The organism is Acinetobacter seohaensis (assembly GCF_056431365.1).
On record NZ_JBWKMK010000123.1, the window covers coordinates 1 to 18780 of the forward strand.

The following is an 18780-nucleotide window of genomic DNA, read 5'->3' on the forward strand; positions in this document are numbered from 1 at the left end:
AGTTACACCGTGACAGCCTATGGAATTGAGGTAATCCCTAAAGCAAATGTTTTAGGTTCTTGATGGTGAAGTAGGAATTAAACATCAAACCCACATTGAGTAGGTTTGAGTAGGTTTTAAATAACGGCTATAATCTCAGGCTTCAGGTCAGGAGTTCATCATGCGCGCCCTTAAAGTCAGCATTAAATCAGAGCAAGATATTGAGAAATTACGCATTTCGGGGCGTTTGGCTGCTCAGGTGTTGCAGATGATTGGCGAGCATGTCAAACCCGGAGTCACGACAGAATACTTAGATGATTTGTGTCACGATTATATTGTAAATACCTTAAAAGTCATTCCTGCCAATGTGGGCTATCACGGTTATACCAAAACCACCTGTATTTCACCCAATGAAGTGGTCTGTCATGGTACTCCATCATCCAAAACCATTTTAAAAGATGGCGACATTATTAATATTGATGTGGCAGTGATTAAAGATGGTTTTTATGGTGATACCAGTCGTATGTACTATGTGGGTCAGGTGAAACCAGAAGCGAAAAAACTGGTCGATACCACTTATGAGGCGATGCGCGCAGGGATTCATGCGGTGAAACCGGGCGCGACTTTGGGCGATATTGGCTATGCCATTCAAAGTGTGGCGCATCGTGAAGGGTTTAGCATTGTGCGTGAATATTGCGGACATGGTATTGGGCAGGTGTATCACGAACAACCAAGTGTGCTGCATTATGGTCAGCCTGGACAAGGCTTGGTGCTTAAAAAAGGCATGGTATTTACCATTGAGCCAATGGTGAATGCGGGCAAAGCGCGTGTGAAAGAACTGAAAGATGGCTGGACGGTGGTGACGACAGATAAATCACTTTCTGCACAATGGGAACACATGGTTGCTGTGACTGATACAGGCTTTGAAGTGTTATCGCCGTGGCCAGAAGGTACGGGGAGTTATCCTGAAATTTAATGCACGAATGCTTTCAGGTTAAGACTGATAGATAAAACATCTTAGACTTTAGTTTTAAACTATTTGTTAAAAAATGAATAATCGCTATAATTGAAGTCAAAGATACTTGCTGTAGTTTCTTTGTTTTAGCTTTCTTATTTTAGATTGTAGTTTTCAAAGCTTATCTGTCTTAGATAAGCTTTTTTTTTTGCTGTTTCGTATCTGAAATCAAAAGATCCTATGTGCTAACGAATGGTTAGCTTTTCGACCAAATAGTCGATAAATACACGTACAGCAGGTAATAAACCACGGCGTGATGGATAGACGGCATGGAAAATACCATGCGGTGCGTGCCAGTCGGGTAAAACACGAACCAATTCACCCGATGCAACATAATCTTCAACAATCGTGTCAGGCAACAACACAATGCCACAATTTTGTCGTGCCAATTGCGCTAGCATCATTAAATCTGAACCCATGACTGTAGGGTTGACCTTAATTTTTTTCGGTTGCTGTTGTTGATCATGCACAACCATGTATTGATCTAAATGCTCATCCGACATGCTTAAAATTTTATGATGACTTAAATCTTCAGGTTTTTTCAAATCGCCAAATTCATTCAAATAAGCCTGACTGGCAAATAGATGTTGTTCGATGTTGCTGAATTTGCGAATCACCAAACTTGGATCATCATCTAAATTTGAGCGGACACGCAGGGCAATGTCGATCCCTTCGTTGACGATATCGACACGACGGTTGCTGACAATTAGCTGTACTTTAATTTCAGGGTAGGCTTTCAAAAACTCAGGCAAGATTTTGGCAATTTCATTTTGTGCAATTGAAACAGGTAAGCTAACTTTAATTACACCACGCGGTTGAATACTTAGGTGATCGACCAAGTCGTGCGCGGCTTGGGCAGCATTCATCATTACTTGCGCATGCCGATACACATTCATACCAATTTCTGTGACCGCAAAATGACGTGAGCTGCGCTGAATTAAACGCACACCTAAGCGTTCTTCTAGGTTGTGTACGCGTCGGCTAAGTTTGGATTTTGGAATATCGGTGGCGCGTTCTGCTGCACTAAATCCACCATGTTCGACCACTTGGGCAAAACAATAAAAATCATCCAAATCTGTAAGCATGACTAAATTCCATTTATGCAACAATACTTAAATTAAAGTGGCATCGTTGCATGTTGTCAATCTTTAATTGTGCTTTATTGCTGTGCTTTTTGCAGAATCTCTAAAACTTGTCGGTATTCTTCTAAACGGGCTAAATCACGTGCTGTAGGATTGGGAATCCGCGTTAAATTCATGTTGTCTTGCACATCTGCAATTTTTACAGCACAGGCAAGCGGGTTTTGTGCAGTACGCATAGCCGCTTGAACACGAGTTTCATGCGGCAGTTTGGTGAGCGCCTGAATTGCTTGAATAATATGCGTTTGAAATCCTAAATTTTGCAGGTCTTGTGCTGTGGTGTGGGTATCTTCAAGAATGTCGTGCAGTACAGCGACAATTTGCTGATCGGGCTGTTGTAATTGCAACATTACACGTAAGGGATGCAAAATATAAGGCTGACCGCCTTTATCTAGCTGCCCTGTATGTTGTTGTACTGCAAGTGTAATTGCATTTTCTAGAGTTGCCATAAGTATAATTAAAAAAATTTCTATAATTATAAGCCGTGCTTAGCGCAAAATATAGAAATTGCTTGTTATGATGCAAACAGATTTTATGTTTATCTATTTTACTATTGGTGATGCTGCTCTATGCCATATCAACTCATTGAACTGAATACGCCTGCGACTGAAAATTTGCTTTGCCCACATTGCCAACATGCTGTTATTGATTGGGCAGAAGAACAATATATTCAGCCTTGCGAGCATACTTTGTTTGTCGCAATGGATTTGGGTTTTGAATATGCCTCAGATGTATTTGAACAAAGCATGCCACGCAGTGTCGATGAAATTCATGCACATGATGATCAGTTGGATATGTGGCAAGAACTGACTTCAAGTCGTTATCCGCAATATTTGATTTATAAAACGGATTTAGGCGTGCAAGGTTTATCTCGCTATGTTGGATTTACCGCGGCTTAATTGCACTTAACTTAGAGAGTCTAAGATATAAAAATAGGGAAATTCAAAAGCTGAATTTCCCTATATTTTGATGGATTAGATATTTTTTCTGCGTTTAGCTCTCCATATCTTCTTCTATTTCATCATCGGCACTGTCCATTCCTAATTCTTTGAGTTTTCGCGTCAAAGTATTACGTCCCCAACCCAATAATTCAGCGGCATGACGTTTACGTCCACGGGTTTGTTGCAGTGCAGCATTAATTAAGGTGCGTTCAAACATTGGAATGGCGATATCCAGAAGTTTCATCTCGCCATTTTTTAACTTTTGTACTGCCCATTGCCCAAGTAATTCATCCCAATGCTGCATAGATACCCGATCTGCCACATGAAGCGCAGAATGTTCGGCTAATTTTTCAATTGGAATTTGCTTGAGTTCGGTTGGTAAATCTTCAGGATAGACCTCACGTCCTGTAATCATCACGGTAAGCCAGCGACAAGTGTTTTCCAATTGGCGCACGTTACCTTGCCACGGCAATTGCTGCATATATTCGACTGTTTCAGGACGCAATATTTTTGGACTCACGCCTAATTCTTTGCCTGCACGTGCCAAAAAGTGCTGTGCCAACATTGGAATATCTTCACTGCGATGCGCCAGTTTAGGAATATGAATCCGAATGACGTTCAGGCGATGATATAAGTCTTCACGGAAGCGTCCATCTTGTACCAGTTTTTCCAAATCCTGATGTGTTGCTGCGACAATCCGTACATCCACTTTGACAGGAATATGTCCACCAACCCGATAAAATTCACCATCTGCCAAGACGCGCAATAAGCGGGTTTGGGTTTCAAAAGGCATATCACCAATTTCATCTAAAAACAAGGTGCCGCCGTTGGCTTGTTCAAAGCGTCCCTGACGTTGTGTATTGGCACCTGTAAATGCACCTTTTTCATGTCCAAAAAGTTCGGTTTCAATCAAATCTTTCGGAATGGCTGCCATATTCAGCGCAATAAATGGTTTGCTGCTACGCGGTGAGTGGCGATGCAGTGCATGCGCCACCAACTCTTTGCCTGTACCTGATTCACCATTAATGAGCACAGTAATGTGTGATTGCGATAAACGACCAATCGCACGAAACACTTCCTGCATGGCAGGCGATTCACCAATAATTTCTGTCGATTGAATTGGCTGCACTGTCGATTTTGCAGATTCTTGCTGTTGTAGTTTGGTGATATGCAAAATTGCACGATTGACTAAAGCAAGTGCTTCATCAATATCAAAAGGCTTGGGTAGGTATTCAAATGCACCTGTTTGATAGCTAGATACTGCCGATTCTAAATCGGAGTGCGCAGTCATAATAATCACAGGCAAGTCGGGATAACTGACTTTGACTTTGCCAAGAAAAGTTAAACCATCAATTCCAGGCATGCGAATGTCGGTCAAAATTACATCGGGTGCATCTTGGTTTAACTCATCTAGTGCAGACTGTGCTTCTTCAAAACTGGTGACTTCAAAACCTTCTTCTCTAAAAGTTTTTTCCAGTACCCAGCGCATTGCACGGTCATCATCAATCACCCAAATTTTATTTCGCGACATGACTCGCCTCCCAAGGTAAATATAAGCTAAATATTGTTTTTCCTGGAATGGATTGGCATTCAATCATTCCGTTATGTTGATGCATAATATTTTGTGCGATGCTCAAACCAAGTCCTGTACCGTTTGCGCGTCCAGTCACCAATGGATAAAACACGGATTCTAAAATGTCTTCAGGTACGCCTGGGCCGTTATCTTCAATATCAACACGTACGGTAGAACGATTCAGCACACCATTAATGGTAACCAAGCGTTGAATACGAGTTCTTAAAATCAATTCAGGTCGATGCTCGGTAAAGAAATCGGGATGTTCGGTCATGGCTTGTACTGCATTGGCGCAAATATTCAGCATGACTTGAATCAATTGATCGCGGTCTGCCATGACTTCAGGTAAAGAAAGGTCATAATCACGGATAATATTTATTTTGTTTTTAGTTTGATTGACGATCAGGCTGCGCACCCGTTCTAAAGGTTCGTGAATATTGACCAGTTCATAGCTTGGTAGTTGGCGTGAGCCGAGCATGGTATCGGCCAAGTTTCTTAAACGATCTACCTCGCTAATAATAATGTCGGTAAATTCATCATATTTCGGGTCATTTAAACTTCGTGCTAACAGTTGTGTCGCACCACGAATTCCTGCAAGCGGGTTTTTAATTTCATGTGCCACACCACGAATCAGCTGACGTGCGACTTGATGCTGTTGAATAAAGTTTTCTTCTTTGGAAATTTTGAGCATCCGATCAATCGGATTCAATTCAATCAGCAAAAGAGGATGATAAGGCTTGCCTGCATTTAACTGTGATGCAGTGTAATCGACATGAATATCTTTAAAATTGACATTAATGGTCGCTTCACGGCGGGTGTAGGGTTGACCAGTTTTGATGGTATTCAGTAAAGCCTCTTGCGTATTGAACTCATCATCAGGCATGTGCAGCAAATTTAAAACGGGTTGCCCCGAAGCGCGAATTAAACTGATATCAAACAATGCTTCACAAGACGAGTTTAAATAAAAAATATTCAGGTCACGATCAACCAGTAAAATTGCGGTGCTGAGGTTATCCACCAAAAGACGATAGTCAATGCTCTGGGTCTGATCCATTCGTGAATGCTTCCTGTATGAAATATTGTGCAAGGGCATTGTCATGTGTCAGCCATGTTCCAAATTTGGATCGAATTGAGGCGAATTAAGCAAAATGCACGCCAACTTTTCGTTTTTAGTGCATTTATCACTGAAGAATCGGAAAAATGCGCAGGAACTGGACTGAATTTTCAAGATATAACGGATAACAGAAACACTGTAAATAAAAAATGCATTAAAATGGTGCAATATTTAAATCATTCAGCCTGAATGGTTGTATTTTGGTGCATTATGCAAAGAGTCGGCTATTTCTCTATTTTTATGCAAAGAAAAGTCATACAATACGCGCATTCTAGTGGAGTGCAGATTCTATGAAATCCCCCAAAGTCGGTTTTGTTTCTTTAGGTTGTCCTAAGGCATTGGTAGATTCCGAACGAATTTTAACTCAGTTAAAAACTGAAGGTTATGATGTCGCATCTGATTATGAAGGTGCTGACTTAGTTGTTGTCAATACATGTGGTTTTATTGAATCTGCAGTACAAGAGTCCTTAGACGCGATTGGCGAAGCCATGAATGCCAATGGTCGTGTCATTGTGACAGGTTGCTTGGGTAAAGATGAAGATAAAATTCGTCAAATGCATCCCAACGTATTAAAAGTGACTGGCGCGGCTGCTTATCAGGACGTGATGGAAGCGGTGCATCAATATGTTCCTGAGCCACCAAAACATAATCCATTTATTGATTTGGTACCTGAACAAGGCATTCGTTTGACGCCTAAACATTATGCCTATCTTAAAATTTCAGAAGGCTGTAACCATCGCTGTACTTTCTGCATCATTCCAAGCATGCGTGGCGATTTAGTTTCGCGTCCTGTGGGTTCGGTATTAGAAGAAGCTGCGGCACTGAAACGTGCAGGCGTAAAAGAAGTATTGGTAATTTCTCAAGATACTTCTGCCTACGGCGTAGATACCAAATACAAATTGGACTTTTGGAACGGTCAGCCTGTTAAAACCAAATTCTATGATATGTGTGAAGCCTTAGGGCAATTGGGTATTTGGGTGCGTTTGCACTATGTCTATCCATATCCGCATGTGGATGCTGTAATTGATTTAATGGCACAAGGCAAAATTTTGCCTTATTTGGATATTCCATTCCAACATGCCAGCCCGAAAGTATTAAAGTTGATGAAGCGACCTGCGCACAGCGAAAACACGTTGGAGCGTTTAAAACTTTGGCGTGAAAAATGCCCTGAGCTGGTGATTCGTTCAACCTTTGTGGTGGGTTTTCCAGGCGAAACAGAAGAAGATTTCCAAATTTTGCTCGACTGGCTAAAAGAAGCGCAATTAGACCGTGTTGGTTGCTTTACTTATTCACCTGTTGAAGGTGCGGCAGCAAACGACTTGCCAGATCATGTGCCAGAAGAAATCAAGCAAGAACGCTATGAGCGTTTTATGCAGGTTCAGCAAGAAATTTCAGCAGCTAAACTGCAAAAACGTATTGGTCAAACCATGACCGTGTTGGTAGATGATTTGGAAGAAGAATTTCCAGTCGCAGTGGCACGTTCTTATGCAGATGCGCCAGAAATTGATGGCAACGTCTTTGTAGAAGATATTGACAAGAGCGTGATTAAAGCAGGTGATTTACTTGAAGTTGAAATTACCGATGCCGATGAATACGACTTATTTGCCAAGCTGATTCAGGTCAAATCTGCATAATGCTTTGCAGATTTGGATTGCTAGCTGTAAGCCATACAAATTGTAAAAAATTAAAGTTTAGAATTTAGAATTGGAGTAATGACAATGTTAGATTCAAAAAAGCCACGTTATGCACGTATCTTGTTGAAACTATCGGGTGAGGCACTTGCGGGTAATAAAGACATGGGGATTGATGCGCAAGTGCTCGATCAAATGTCTTTGGCAATTGCACACTTGGTCGGTTTAGGTGTGCAAGTGGGTATTGTTGTCGGTGGTGGTAACTTATACCGTGGCAGCCAATTACAAAAAGATGGCTTAGTTGGCCGTGTAACAGGCGACCAAATGGGTATGTTGGCAACGGTGATGAACGGTTTAGCCATGCGTGATGCCTTGGTGCGCCGTAACATCAAAACCCGTTTAATGTCTGCATTGCCTATTGGTACAGTGGTTGAGTCTTACTCAAGCCGTGATGCGATTCGTCACCTGACTCAAGGTGAAGTGTGTGTGTTCGTTGCGGGTACAGGCAATCCATTCTTTACCACAGATACAGCAGCATGTTTACGTGGTATCGAAATCGAAGCTAACTTGATCTTAAAAGCGACCAAAGTAGATGGCGTATATAACAAAGATCCAAGCAAATACGAAGATGCGGTGAAATATGACACACTTACATTTGACCAGGTGTTGGATGAAAAATTAGGTGTTATGGATTTAACTGCAATCTGCTTATGCCGCGATCACAATGTGCCGTTGCAAGTTTTTGATATGAATAAAGCAGGTGCATTGCTTTCTGTAGTGATGGGCGAAAAAGAAGGAACTCACGTTACGAACTAATGTACGTGAGCCACAAAGCTCTTTATACTACGGTTTAATTTAACCCTATATTTTGACTCAAATTTTAGAATACAGTAAGGAAGATCTTATGATTAACGATCTTAAAAAAGACAGCGAAGAACGTATGAGCAAGACTTTAGAGTCTTTAGAACATGGTTTTGCCAAAGTACGTACAGGTCGTGCACATCCATCAATTTTAAATGGTGTGATGGTTTCTTACTACGGTTCCGATGTGCCACTTAACCAAGTAGCCAACATTGGTGTAGAAGATTCACGTACCTTATTGGTTCAGCCATTTGAGCGTTCAATGGTGTCTGCAATTGATAAAGCAATTCGTGAGTCAGATTTGGGTCTAAACCCAATCACAGCCGATGCAATTCGTGTACCGCTTGCAGCATTGACTGAAGAAACTCGTCGTGACATGCAAAAAGTTGCGCGTTCTGAAGCAGAAAATGCCAAAGTTGCTATTCGTAACATCCGCCGTGATGTATTGGGCGACATTAAAGCATTATTGAAAGAAAAAGAAATTTCTGAAGATGATGAGCGCCGTGCAGCAGATGACATCCAAAAAATCACAGACAAATACGTTGCAGAAGTAGACAAGCGTCTTGCTGCAAAAGAAGCTGAGTTGATGAAGGTCTAATCAATGACCACATCGGAAGACAGCGCGTCTTTGCCAAAACATGTTGCCATCATTATGGATGGCAACAATCGTTTTGCAAAAAAAAATCAAATGCAAAAAGGGGAAGGACATCGCTCTGGTAAAGATGTACTTGACCCGATTGTTGAACATTGTAGAAAAAAACACATTCAAGCTTTAACCGTTTTTGCTTTTTCGAGTGAAAACTGGAATCGTCCGCAGTTTGAAGTGGATTTACTCATGCAATTGCTGGAAACCACAATTCATGAGCAATTACCACGCATGGAAAAATTCAATATTGCCTTACGTTTTATTGGTGACCGTTCACGTTTGTCGCCGCATTTGCGTGAGTTAATGTTGCATGCCGAACAAAGGACTGCTAATTTCAACAGCATGACACTCACAATTGCCATTAGTTATGGTGGTATGTGGGATATGGCACAAGCTGCAAAACAAATTGCAGCAGATGTTGTGGCGCATAAAATTGATATTGAACAAATAGATACACAACTTTTTGGTCAATATGTCAGTCTGGCAGACCTACCACCTGTCGATCTGTTGATTCGTACAGGTGGCGATTTTAGATTGTCCAACTTTTTACTTTGGCAAGCTGCGTATGCTGAATTGTATTTTACCCAAACCTTGTGGCCTGAATTTAGCATAGAAGAATTTGACGATGCACTGGCAGTATTTGGTGGTCGCGAACGTCGTTTTGGTAAAACTTCTGAGCAAATTCAACAAGAGAAAATTGAGAATTAATACATGTTAGAGCGGATTATTACCGCATTGGTATTGGTTGCTGTGGTGTTGAGTTGTATGTTTGAAACTCAGTCGCACTATCCAATGTTTATGCTGATGATTGTTGCAGCAGGGGTTGCGGGCTATGAGTGGTTCAAACTCATGCCAAGAAAAACTAAATATGTCCTCAAACCTGTAGCTTGGGGCTTTGGTGTATTGACTGCCGCTTTGGCAGCAATGGCACTTTATTTTAGTGATATTGCCTTGTTACTTTGGGCAGCTTCTATTTTGACATGGTTACTCAGTATTTATTGGGTCAAGTCTTATCCAGAATACGATGCATGGTATAACCCAAGCTTAAGTTTTATTGGTTTTATTCTAATTTCTGCTGCGGTCACTGCAATTTTTTCCGTATGGAATAGTTCGCCGTGGTGGTTAATGTACTTGTTCTTGTTGGTTTGGGGTGCAGACTCAGGTGCTTATTTTGTTGGGCGTAAACTGGGCAAGAAAAAACTTGCACCGAATGTCAGTCCAAACAAATCAGTAGAAGGCTTATATGGCGGTGTTTTTACTGCCATGCTAATCGTGATTGTTGTTGAAGTGGTGTATTTAGACCTGACTTTGGCACAACATATTTTATTCCTGATTCTTTCGGTGATTACGGTATTTAGCTCGGTATTGGGCGATTTATTTGAATCCATGATCAAACGCCGTGCAGGTATTAAAGACTCTGGGCGGGTCTTGCCAGGTCATGGTGGTGTGCTAGATCGGATTGATTCTTTGCTTGCAGCAGCTCCAATTTTTGCTGCGGGTATGTATGTTTTAAAACTTATTGGCGTAGATTTATAAATGTCACAAGCTGTTTGTATCTTGGGTGTGACAGGTTCAATTGGACAAAGCACCCTAAAAGTACTGCAACAACATCCAGAGCAGTATTCAGTTTTTGCCGTGACGGCGCACAGCCGAATTCAAGAACTGGTTCAAATATGCAAACAGTACCATCCTAAAATTGTGGTTGTACCTGCGTCAAAAGTTGATGAGTTACAGCAATCACTTGCACAGCAACATATTTCTGAAGTTGAAATTTTAAGCGATGAGGCGGGTTTAATCGCAGTTGCCGAACATCCTGAAGTGGATGTGGTGATGGCAGCCATTGTCGGTGCGGCAGGTTTATTACCTACACTGGCTGCGGTTAAAGCGGGTAAGCGCGTGTTATTGGCCAATAAAGAAGCCTTGGTGATGTCGGGCGACATCATGATGCAGGCGGCACGTGAACATGGTGCTTTGTTATTACCTGTAGATTCTGAACATAACGCGATTTTTCAATGTTTGCCTGAACATTATTTACAAACCGAAAGAAATGGACAACCTCAGCTAGGTGTATCACAAATTTTACTGACTGCTTCGGGCGGCCCATTTTTAAATCATAGCCTAGAAGAACTGCAACACGTTACCCCTGCACAAGCCTGCAAACATCCAAATTGGTCTATGGGACAAAAAATTTCGGTAGATTCTGCAACCTTAATGAACAAAGGTTTGGAATTAATCGAAGCGTGTCATCTTTTTGCAATTTCAGAACACTTTGTTACAGTTGTGGTTCATCCACAGAGTATTATTCATTCCATGGTTCAATATGTGGATGGTTCAACTTTGGCACAAATGGGTAATCCTGATATGTGTACGCCAATTGCGCATGCTTTGGCATGGCCGCAGCGTATCCAAACGCATGTTCCGCCTTTAGATTTGTTTGTCAATCATCAGCTTGATTTTCAAGCACCCGATACCACACGTTTTCCTGCCTTAAGTCTGGCACGTCAAGCCATGCAAGAAGGTGGTCTGGCGCCTGCTATTTTAAATGCAGCAAATGAAATTGCAGTTGCAGCATTCTTGCAGCAAAAAATTCGTTTTACTGAAATTGCGACAGTGGTTGAGCATACCTTGAACCAAATACAAAATTCAGCCGCAGAAAGCATTGAACTGATTTTGCAGGCAGACCAAAATGCTCGTGCTATTGCACAGTATTTTGTGTTGAATAAAGGAAGCTAAAGCATGAGTGCCTTATTTATTGTGGTTGCAGCGATTCTTTTGCTAGGACCTTTAATTGCAATTCATGAGTTTGGGCACTACTTTGTTGCACGTAAATTAGGTGTCAAAGTTTTGGTGTATTCCATAGGCTTTGGGCCAACCATTTTAAAATGGACGTCTAAAAAATCGGGGATTCAATATCAGCTTTCGGCACTGCCTTTGGGTGGCTATGTCAAAATGCTTGATGAACGCGAAGAAAACGTTGCAGAAGCAGACCTACCTTATGCCTTTAATCGTCAGCATCCGTGGAAACGTATTGTGATTGTGGCAGCAGGTCCGTTAATCAACCTGATTTTTGCCATATTATTGTTCTGGCTATTATTTTTACCCTCTCAAGAACAGTTGAATACCCGTGTGGGTAAGGTACTGGCAGATACACCTGCGGCGGCAGCGCAAATGCAAGTAGGTGATAAGATTACCGCCATTGATGGTACGCCTGTGACGACATGGGAAAAGCTGAACTTTGCCTTGGTAGATCGTGTAGGTGAAACAGGCAAGATCCAGGTACAGGCGGAACGCGCAGGTGAAATCAAAACATTTAGCTTACCCATTCAAAATTTCTTAAATGATCAATCCCAATCACCTTTAGATATCTTGGGTTTTACACCGTATCGCCCACAAATTCCTGCAATTGTCAGTAAGTTAAGTGAAGATGGTGCGGCCATTCGTCAAGGTATGCAAGTCGGCGATCAAATTATTGCGATTGATGGCGTCAAAATGAATGACTGGTACGATGTGGTACAAGTTGTTCAAGCATCGCCAGAAAAATTACTGAAAGTAGATGTGCTGCGTAACAATCAAGTACAGCAACTGGAAGTGATGCCGCAAGGCAAACGTGACAATATGGGCAATGTTTCGGGTGTATTGGGTGTGCAAAGTGATCCTGGAAAAATTGTCATTCCAGAAGATTTTAAGCAAACCATTCAATACAGCCCGAGTGAAGCTTTATTTATGGCGGTAGATAAAACAGGTCAGCTGTCTAGCATGATTCTGAATTCTATTGTCAAAATGGTACGTGGTTTAATTGGTTTAGATAACTTATCAGGCCCAATTACTATTGCCAAAGTCGCAGGGCAAAGTGCGGAAATGGGGTGGCAAACTTTTATTTCCTTTATGGCACTTATGAGCGTAAGCTTAGGAATTCTAAATTTATTGCCAATTCCAATGTTGGATGGCGGGCATTTAGTTTATTATTTTATCGAGCTGATTCGTGGAAAACCTGTTTCTGAACAAATACAATTAGTTGGTTTAAAAATTGGTATGGTACTGCTTGGAAGTATGATGCTCCTTGCATTATTTAATGACATTATGCGTTTATAACAACGTAGATACGAAATAAATTTAACACTGGAAAAGACTGGCATGCAGCACACACATTTATTTATGCCCTTGGCACTGGTTAGTGCAATGGCGGCAACACAACAAGTATATGCAGCAGATGAATTTATTGCGCGAGATATAAAAATAGATGGTCTTGTTCGTTTAACGCCAGCCAATGTCTATGGAATGATTCCAGTGAATAGTGGTGATCGTGTCAATGAAGCAGTGTTGGCCAATGCGATTCGTTCACTCTATGCCACAGGTTTGTTTGATGACATTCAGGCCAGTCGTGAAGCCGACACTTTAGTGTTTAAAGTGGTTGAGCGCCCAATCATTTCTAAGGTTGAATTTAAAGGCAATAAACTGATTCCAAAAGAAGCGTTGGAAGATGGTTTAAAGAAAATGGGTGTGGCTGAAGGTGAAGTACTGAAAAAGTCAGCACTACAAACTTTAGAATCTGAACTTGAACAGCAGTATATGCAGCAAGGTCGTTATGATGCGGATGTACGTGTCATTACCACAGCACGTCCAAATAACCGTGTAGATTTAACTGTAGAGTTTGTTGAAGGCAAAGCTGCCAAAGTGGTAGATATCAACATCATTGGTAATACGGTATTTAAAGAAAGCGACATTAAGCAGGCGTTTGCAGTTAAAGAAAGTAGCTGGAGTTCGATTGTTACCCGTAATGACCGCTATGCACGCGAAAAAATGGCAGCAAGCTTGGAAGCATTACGTGCGTTATATCTTAATAAAGGTTATATCAACTTCAATATCACTAACTCTAGCTTGAATTTGAGCGAAGACAAAAAGCATATTTTTGTTGAAGTTTCGGTGGATGAAGGTGAGCAATTCAAGTTTGGCGAAAGCAAGTTCTTGGGCGATGCTTTATACAAACCAGAAGAACTTACGGCACTGAAAATTTATAAAGATGGTGAAACCTATTCACAAGAAAAAGTGAATGCGGTGAAACAATTGTTGCTGCGTAAATATGGTAATGCAGGCTATTACTATGCCGAAGTTAATATTGTTCCGCAAATTGACAAAGAAACTAAACTGGTAGATTTAAACTACTACATCAACCCAGGTCAGCAAGTTACAGTGCGTCGTATTAACTTCGCTGGTAACAGTAAAACCGCCGATGAAGTACTGCGTCGTGAAATGCGTCAAATGGAAGGCGCATTGGCAAGCAATGAAAAAATTGATTTGTCTAAAGTCCGTTTAGAGCGTACAGGTTTCTTTAAAACCGTCGATGTTAAGCCTGTGCGTATTCCAAATGTGCCAGACCAAATTGACTTAAATGTAAATGTAGAAGAACAGCACTCAGGTACAAGTACTTTAGCGGTAGGTTTCTCGCAAAGCGGTGGTGTGACGTTCCAAGCTGGTTTAAGCCAAACCAACTTCTTGGGTACAGGTAACGCAGTTTCGATTGATTTATCACGTTCTGAAACTCAGGATTACTATAACCTGAGTGTGACCGACCCGTACTTCACGATTGATGGTGTGCGTCGTGGTTACAACATGTACTATCGTAAAACCAAACTGGACGATGACTATAACGTAAACAACTATGTGACAGACAGTTTAGGTGGCGGCATTAACTTCGGTTACCCAATTGATGAAAACCAAAGCATTAGCGCAGGTTTAAACATTGATCAGACAGAGGTGACCACGGGTCCTTATGTTTCAACTTATGTCGCAGACTATTTAGAGCGCCATGGGGGTAAAGAAACCAAAAGTGACGAATATTGTCCAGATGATTTAGTCCCTATTAAAGATGCAAATGGTGATGTAGTAGGGTATGAGCCTTGTGCAAATCCAATTCCTTACGGCAAAGAATTTAAAGGTGATTTCCTTACGTATAACCTAAATTTAGGTTGGTCATACAACACTTTAAATCGTCCGATTTTCCCAACCAATGGTATGTCGCATCGTGTTAATGCTGAAATTGCTTTACCCGGTAGTGATGTGGAATTCCAAAAAGTGACCTATGATGCACAGGCTTATATGCCATTAGGTCATGATTTTGTCTTACGTGGCTACGGTAAGTTAGGTTTTGGTAATGACTTACCGTTCTATAAGAACTTCTATGCAGGTGGTTATGGTTCAGTACGTGGTTATGACAACAGCACCTTAGGCCCGAAATATCCAGGTGTTTATTTCTCTGATACAAGTCAAACGGATCGCTCACCTGAAGAAGTTGGTGGGAATGCTCTAGTACAGTTCGGTACAGAATTGGCTCTACCAGTGCCATTTAAAGGAGATTGGACGCGTCAAGTCCGTCCAGTAATTTTTGCAGAAGGCGCACAAGTTTTTGATACTCAGTGTAATGTTTCTGATTCAAATATTTTTGTGAATGGTGCTTCTGTGAATGCCAAGCAATATTGTAAAGACAATTATGGCTTCGACTTCGGTGAAATGCGTTATAGCGTGGGTGTAGGCTTTACTTGGATTACCATGATTGGCCCATTATCACTCAGCTATGCGTATCCGTTGAATGATAAACAAGGCGATGACACTAAAAATATCCAATTCGAAATTGGTCGTACTTTCTAAGTACGACCCATGTTGGATTGTTTAAACACAGGATGTAGCACATGAAAAAAACAATATTGAGTTTGGCATTGTTGGGTTTATCTACAATGGCTGCAGTAGCACATGCTGCAGGCTATGGTGTGGTAAGTTTAGAGCGTGTTGTAGAAAATAGCAGTTATCTCAAACAGCAAAATCTAGCTTTGCAGCAGTCGGTCAAACCACAAACCACTAAGCTTGAGCAACTGGCAAAAGAGCTAGAAACCATGCAGCAACGAGCGCAGCAGGCTACGAATTTGTCAGATGCTGAAAAGCAAAAAATGAATACTCAGTTTCAAGCGAAATTGAAAGAATTTAATGGTTTGCAACAAGTAGTGCAAACTCGTGTTCAGTCAGAATTGCACAAAATTAACGATGGTTTTGAAACTCGTTTAAAGCAAGTTGCTGAACAATTGCGTAAAGAAAATGGTTTAGATGTGGTTTTGAATAAAAACTCAGCACTTGCCTATGACCCGAAGTATGATTTAACTGATAAAATGATCCAAAAGGTCAACGTACTTAAATAATCAATGAGTTCCCAACATTATCGCTTAGAAGAAATTGCTAGTTTAGTTCAAGGTCAATACATTGGACAAGCCGACTTACGTTTGCAAGGTTTGGCAAGCCTTGAGTCTGCTCAGGCGCATCAACTTGCATTCGTGAATGGCGATAAATATTTAGCGCAAGCACGTAGCTCCCAAGCGGGAGCTTTCATTGTGACAGCTTCACTACAAGCCGAGTTAGACAATCATCACAACTTTATTGTGGTCGATAATCCATATTTGGCTTTTGCAATTTTGACTCATGTATTTGAGCGCAAGCATACGCAACGTGGTATAGAAAGCACAGCCCAAATCCATCCATCAGCCATCATCGCCGATAGTGCCTATATTGGTCATTACGTCGTAATTGGTGAAAATTGTGTGGTGGGTGACAATACGATTGTGCAATCGCACTGTAAAATTGATGACTTTGTCGAAATTGGTCAACAGTGTTTTATTGATTCACACGTGACTTTGACAGGCGCAGCCAAGCTTGGACATCGTGTGCGCATACACGCCAATACTGTAATTGGCAGTGAAGGCTTTGGCTTTGCACCTTATCAAGGCAAATGGCATCGTATTGCACAGTTGGGTTCGGTGATTATTGGCAATGACGTTCGTATTGGCTCGAATTGCAGCGTAGATCGCGGTGCACTAAATGATACAATTTTGGAAGATGGTGTCATTATTGATAACCTTGTGCAAATCGCACATAACGTCAAATTAGGTGCTCATACGGCCATTGCAGCAAAAACTGCCGTGGCTGGAAGTGTGACAATTGGCAAAAACTGTATCATTGGTGGTGGAAGTGCAATTTCAGGGCACTTAAATATTGCTGATAATGTGACTTTGACAGGAATGTCAATGGTCACAAATAATATTTCTGAATCAGGAAAATATTCGTCAGGTATAGGCTTGTTTGAAAATCAAAAGTGGAAACGTACTGTTGTGCGCCTCAGACAATTAGCAGATGTGCCATTGACCCAATTGGTGAAAAGACTTGATGATATGCAATCTCAAATTGAGTCCCTTGAATCAACTTTTAAATTGCGTAAATAATTATGATGACTGAGTCGAATTCTAGCACCTTCACTAAACCTGAATTGCCAATGCACATTCAAACCATTCGTGAATATTTACCCCATCGCTATCCGTTTTTATTGGTAGACCGCATTGTAGAAGTCACTGATAACGGTATCGTGGGTTATAAAAACGTATCTATCAATGAAGAATTCTTGCAAGGACACTTCCCGAATTATCCGATCATGCCGGGTGTTTTAATCGTTGAAGCGATGGCACAAGTGTCGGGTATTTTAGGTTTTATCATGAATAATGAGAAACCGAGCGCAGGTTCTTTGTTCCTTTTTGCAGGCGCAGAAAAAGTTCGATTTAAAAAACAAGTCGTTGCAGGCGATCAACTTGTATTAAAATCTGAATTAGTTATGCAAAAACGAGGCATTTACAAATATAATTGTATCGCCACCGTTGATGGCGTCGTCGCAGCAACCGCGGAAATTATGGTTTCGCATCAGAAAACAGAGCAAGCATGAGCAATAACCCACTCATTCACCCAACCGCTATTATTGACTCATCTGCAGTAATCGCTTCAGATGTCACGATTGGTCCATACTGTATTATTGGCCCAAATGTAACGATTGGTGAGGGTACAAAACTTCATTCGCATGTGGTGATTGGTGGTTACACCCGTATTGGTCAGCACAATGAAATTTTCCAGTTCGCCAGCGTAGGTGAGGTCTGTCAGGACTTAAAATATGCAGGTGAGGAAACTTGGCTAGAAATTGGTGATCACAACAAAATTCGTGAACACTGCAGTTTGCATCGTGGTACGGTGCAAGACAATAGCCTGACCAAAATTGGTAGTCACAACTTACTTATGGTCAATACGCATATCGCACATGACTGTATGGTGGGTGATCACAATATTTTTGCCAATAACGTGGGTGTGGCAGGTCATGTGCATGTTGGGGATTATGTGGTTGTCGGTGGAAACTCTGGTATTCACCAATTCTGTAAAATTGACTCTTATAGCATGATTGGTGGTGCATCGCTTATTCTTAAAGATGTGCCTGCGTATGTCATGGTTTCTGGTAATCCTGCACATGCATTTGCAATGAATGTGGAAGGAATGCGTCGTAAAGGCTGGTCGAAGGATGTGATTCAAGGTCTTCGTGAAGCCTTTAAACTCATTTACAAATCTGGATTAACCACTGAGCAAGCCATTCAGCAAATTCGCAGTGATATTTTGCCAAATGTGGCAGAAGCGCAGCGTTTAATTGATTCTTTAGAGCAATCTGAACGTGGTATTGTGCGTTAAGCTTTGAGTTTGTCGAATGCGGCAAGCTTCAGAATATTAAAAGACATCCTCGGATGTCTTTTTTATTGGCTTATTTAAAGAATCTTGCTTCTTCAGACTTTGGGTATTGGCTCAGAATTTTACTTTTGTATTGCGCTGCCAAAGCAGGTTTGTGATCTACATCTTGCGCAATACTATATAAACGATATAGGGCACTTGATGCTTTTGCAGATTGAGGGTAAGCGTCCGCTGAACACACCTTATGAATTCATCCTATAAGCCTTAATTTAGTCCCCACTTAAAAACAAGTGGGGACTAAAATTTATGACTACAAATCACCAGACATCCATCGCATCTCTTGCGAA

The 18780-nt window shown here is 41.3% G+C and carries 18 protein-coding genes and 1 pseudogene; 14 read left to right on the plus strand and 5 right to left on the minus strand.

What is annotated here, in order from left to right; genetic code table 11:
• Positions 1-160 precede the first annotated feature (160 nt).
• A complete protein-coding gene (map, locus tag AC07E5_RS10995) occupies positions 161-955 on the plus strand; it encodes a type I methionyl aminopeptidase (protein ID WP_498625479.1) in 795 nt (264 codons plus the stop codon).
• Between the two features lie 224 nt (positions 956-1179).
• Here the strand turns inward: map and AC07E5_RS11000 are convergent, their stop codons facing one another.
• A complete protein-coding gene (locus AC07E5_RS11000; RefSeq protein WP_004976726.1) occupies positions 1180-2079 on the minus strand; it encodes a LysR substrate-binding domain-containing protein in 900 nt (299 codons plus the stop codon).
• Between the two features lie 74 nt (positions 2080-2153).
• Positions 2154-2582 (minus strand): HD domain-containing protein, encoded by a 429-nt coding sequence (locus AC07E5_RS11005; protein WP_004976725.1) that lies wholly within the window; start codon positions 2580-2582, stop codon positions 2154-2156.
• Between the two features lie 120 nt (positions 2583-2702).
• Between AC07E5_RS11005 and AC07E5_RS11010 the strand changes: the two genes are divergently transcribed.
• Entirely contained in the window at positions 2703-3032 is a 330-nt protein-coding gene (locus AC07E5_RS11010; protein ID WP_004976724.1) for a hypothetical protein, read from the plus strand.
• Between the two features lie 94 nt (positions 3033-3126).
• Here the strand turns inward: AC07E5_RS11010 and glnG are convergent, their stop codons facing one another.
• Both glnG and glnL read right to left on the minus strand, forming a co-directional pair.
• Positions 3127-4605 (minus strand): nitrogen regulation protein NR(I), encoded by a 1479-nt coding sequence (gene glnG / locus AC07E5_RS11015; protein WP_096901419.1) that lies wholly within the window; start codon positions 4603-4605, stop codon positions 3127-3129.
• Positions 4592-5701: a nitrogen regulation protein NR(II) gene (glnL, locus tag AC07E5_RS11020; RefSeq protein ID WP_498625480.1), complete on the minus strand. Its 1110-nt coding sequence runs from the start codon at positions 5699-5701 to the stop codon at positions 4592-4594. Before glnL ends, glnG begins: the two co-directional genes overlap by 14 nt.
• A 350-nt stretch (positions 5702-6051) precedes the next feature.
• Here glnL and rimO point away from each other — a divergent pair, with 350 nt between their 5' ends.
• From rimO to lpxA, 12 genes are all read left to right on the plus strand, one after another.
• Positions 6052-7395 (plus strand): 30S ribosomal protein S12 methylthiotransferase RimO, encoded by a 1344-nt coding sequence (gene rimO / locus AC07E5_RS11025; RefSeq protein ID WP_096901422.1) that lies wholly within the window; start codon positions 6052-6054, stop codon positions 7393-7395.
• Positions 7396-7479: 84 nt separating this feature from the next.
• Positions 7480-8208 carry a UMP kinase gene (pyrH, locus tag AC07E5_RS11030; protein ID WP_004976712.1) on the plus strand — a complete coding sequence of 243 codons (729 nt, stop codon included), beginning with the start codon at positions 7480-7482 and terminating at the stop codon, positions 8206-8208.
• Positions 8209-8296: 88 nt separating this feature from the next.
• Positions 8297-8851 carry a ribosome recycling factor gene (frr, locus tag AC07E5_RS11035; RefSeq protein WP_004976711.1) on the plus strand — a complete coding sequence of 185 codons (555 nt, stop codon included), beginning with the start codon at positions 8297-8299 and terminating at the stop codon, positions 8849-8851.
• A gap of 3 nt (positions 8852-8854) precedes the next feature.
• On the plus strand, positions 8855-9607 hold the full coding sequence (uppS, locus tag AC07E5_RS11040) for a polyprenyl diphosphate synthase (RefSeq protein ID WP_004976709.1): 753 nt from the start codon (positions 8855-8857) through the stop codon (positions 9605-9607).
• A gap of 3 nt (positions 9608-9610) precedes the next feature.
• Positions 9611-10435, plus strand: a complete 825-nt coding sequence (locus tag AC07E5_RS11045; RefSeq protein ID WP_498625481.1) for a phosphatidate cytidylyltransferase — start codon at positions 9611-9613, stop codon at positions 10433-10435.
• On the plus strand, positions 10436-11632 hold the full coding sequence (gene ispC, locus AC07E5_RS11050) for a 1-deoxy-D-xylulose-5-phosphate reductoisomerase (protein ID WP_278517429.1): 1197 nt from the start codon (positions 10436-10438) through the stop codon (positions 11630-11632). It begins immediately after the preceding gene.
• 3 nt (positions 11633-11635) lie between these two features.
• The gene (gene rseP / locus AC07E5_RS11055) at positions 11636-12991 is read left to right on the plus strand and encodes an RIP metalloprotease RseP (protein WP_278517427.1); all 1356 of its coding nucleotides are present in this window, start codon (positions 11636-11638) and stop codon (positions 12989-12991) included.
• 42 nt (positions 12992-13033) lie between these two features.
• Positions 13034-15544: an outer membrane protein assembly factor BamA gene (bamA, locus tag AC07E5_RS11060; protein WP_004976701.1), complete on the plus strand. Its 2511-nt coding sequence runs from the start codon at positions 13034-13036 to the stop codon at positions 15542-15544.
• A 41-nt stretch (positions 15545-15585) separates the two neighbouring features.
• On the plus strand, positions 15586-16086 hold the full coding sequence (locus AC07E5_RS11065) for an OmpH/Skp family outer membrane protein (RefSeq protein WP_131261465.1): 501 nt from the start codon (positions 15586-15588) through the stop codon (positions 16084-16086).
• A 3-nt stretch (positions 16087-16089) separates the two neighbouring features.
• Entirely contained in the window at positions 16090-17160 is a 1071-nt protein-coding gene (gene lpxD / locus AC07E5_RS11070) for a UDP-3-O-(3-hydroxymyristoyl)glucosamine N-acyltransferase (RefSeq protein WP_180168277.1), read from the plus strand.
• A 2-nt stretch (positions 17161-17162) separates the two neighbouring features.
• The gene (gene fabZ / locus AC07E5_RS11075; RefSeq protein ID WP_004976697.1) at positions 17163-17651 is read left to right on the plus strand and encodes a 3-hydroxyacyl-ACP dehydratase FabZ; all 489 of its coding nucleotides are present in this window, start codon (positions 17163-17165) and stop codon (positions 17649-17651) included.
• A complete protein-coding gene (gene lpxA / locus AC07E5_RS11080) occupies positions 17648-18436 on the plus strand; it encodes an acyl-ACP--UDP-N-acetylglucosamine O-acyltransferase (protein ID WP_019836491.1) in 789 nt (262 codons plus the stop codon). Before fabZ ends, lpxA begins: the two co-directional genes overlap by 4 nt.
• Positions 18437-18506: 70 nt before the next feature.
• Here the strand turns inward: lpxA and AC07E5_RS11085 are convergent.
• Positions 18507-18665, minus strand: a pseudogene (locus AC07E5_RS11085) (tol-pal system YbgF family protein); the annotation flags it as partial.
• Between the last annotated feature and the right edge of the window lie 115 nt (positions 18666-18780).

What these genes read in the sequence shown, in the direction of transcription:
- AC07E5_RS11000 (WP_004976726.1), bottom strand. Translation starts at nt 2,079, where the DNA reads ATGCTTACAGATTTGGATGATTTTTATTGTTTTGCCCAAGTGGTCGAA.
- lpxA (WP_019836491.1), top strand. Translation starts at nt 17,648, where the DNA reads ATGAGCAATAACCCACTCATTCACCCAACCGCTATTATTGACTCATCT.
- pyrH (WP_004976712.1), top strand. Translation starts at nt 7,480, where the DNA reads ATGTTAGATTCAAAAAAGCCACGTTATGCACGTATCTTGTTGAAACTA.
- lpxD (WP_180168277.1), top strand. Translation starts at nt 16,090, where the DNA reads ATGAGTTCCCAACATTATCGCTTAGAAGAAATTGCTAGTTTAGTTCAA.
- bamA (WP_004976701.1), top strand. Translation starts at nt 13,034, where the DNA reads ATGCAGCACACACATTTATTTATGCCCTTGGCACTGGTTAGTGCAATG.
- glnG (WP_096901419.1), bottom strand. Translation starts at nt 4,605, where the DNA reads ATGTCGCGAAATAAAATTTGGGTGATTGATGATGACCGTGCAATGCGC.
- ispC (WP_278517429.1), top strand. Translation starts at nt 10,436, where the DNA reads ATGTCACAAGCTGTTTGTATCTTGGGTGTGACAGGTTCAATTGGACAA.
- AC07E5_RS11045 (WP_498625481.1), top strand. Translation starts at nt 9,611, where the DNA reads ATGTTAGAGCGGATTATTACCGCATTGGTATTGGTTGCTGTGGTGTTG.
- rseP (WP_278517427.1), top strand. Translation starts at nt 11,636, where the DNA reads ATGAGTGCCTTATTTATTGTGGTTGCAGCGATTCTTTTGCTAGGACCT.
- AC07E5_RS11065 (WP_131261465.1), top strand. Translation starts at nt 15,586, where the DNA reads ATGAAAAAAACAATATTGAGTTTGGCATTGTTGGGTTTATCTACAATG.
- uppS (WP_004976709.1), top strand. Translation starts at nt 8,855, where the DNA reads ATGACCACATCGGAAGACAGCGCGTCTTTGCCAAAACATGTTGCCATC.
- glnL (WP_498625480.1), bottom strand. Translation starts at nt 5,701, where the DNA reads ATGGATCAGACCCAGAGCATTGACTATCGTCTTTTGGTGGATAACCTC.
- map (WP_498625479.1), top strand. Translation starts at nt 161, where the DNA reads ATGCGCGCCCTTAAAGTCAGCATTAAATCAGAGCAAGATATTGAGAAA.
- AC07E5_RS11005 (WP_004976725.1), bottom strand. Translation starts at nt 2,582, where the DNA reads ATGGCAACTCTAGAAAATGCAATTACACTTGCAGTACAACAACATACA.
- rimO (WP_096901422.1), top strand. Translation starts at nt 6,052, where the DNA reads ATGAAATCCCCCAAAGTCGGTTTTGTTTCTTTAGGTTGTCCTAAGGCA.
- fabZ (WP_004976697.1), top strand. Translation starts at nt 17,163, where the DNA reads ATGATGACTGAGTCGAATTCTAGCACCTTCACTAAACCTGAATTGCCA.
- AC07E5_RS11010 (WP_004976724.1), top strand. Translation starts at nt 2,703, where the DNA reads ATGCCATATCAACTCATTGAACTGAATACGCCTGCGACTGAAAATTTG.
- frr (WP_004976711.1), top strand. Translation starts at nt 8,297, where the DNA reads ATGATTAACGATCTTAAAAAAGACAGCGAAGAACGTATGAGCAAGACT.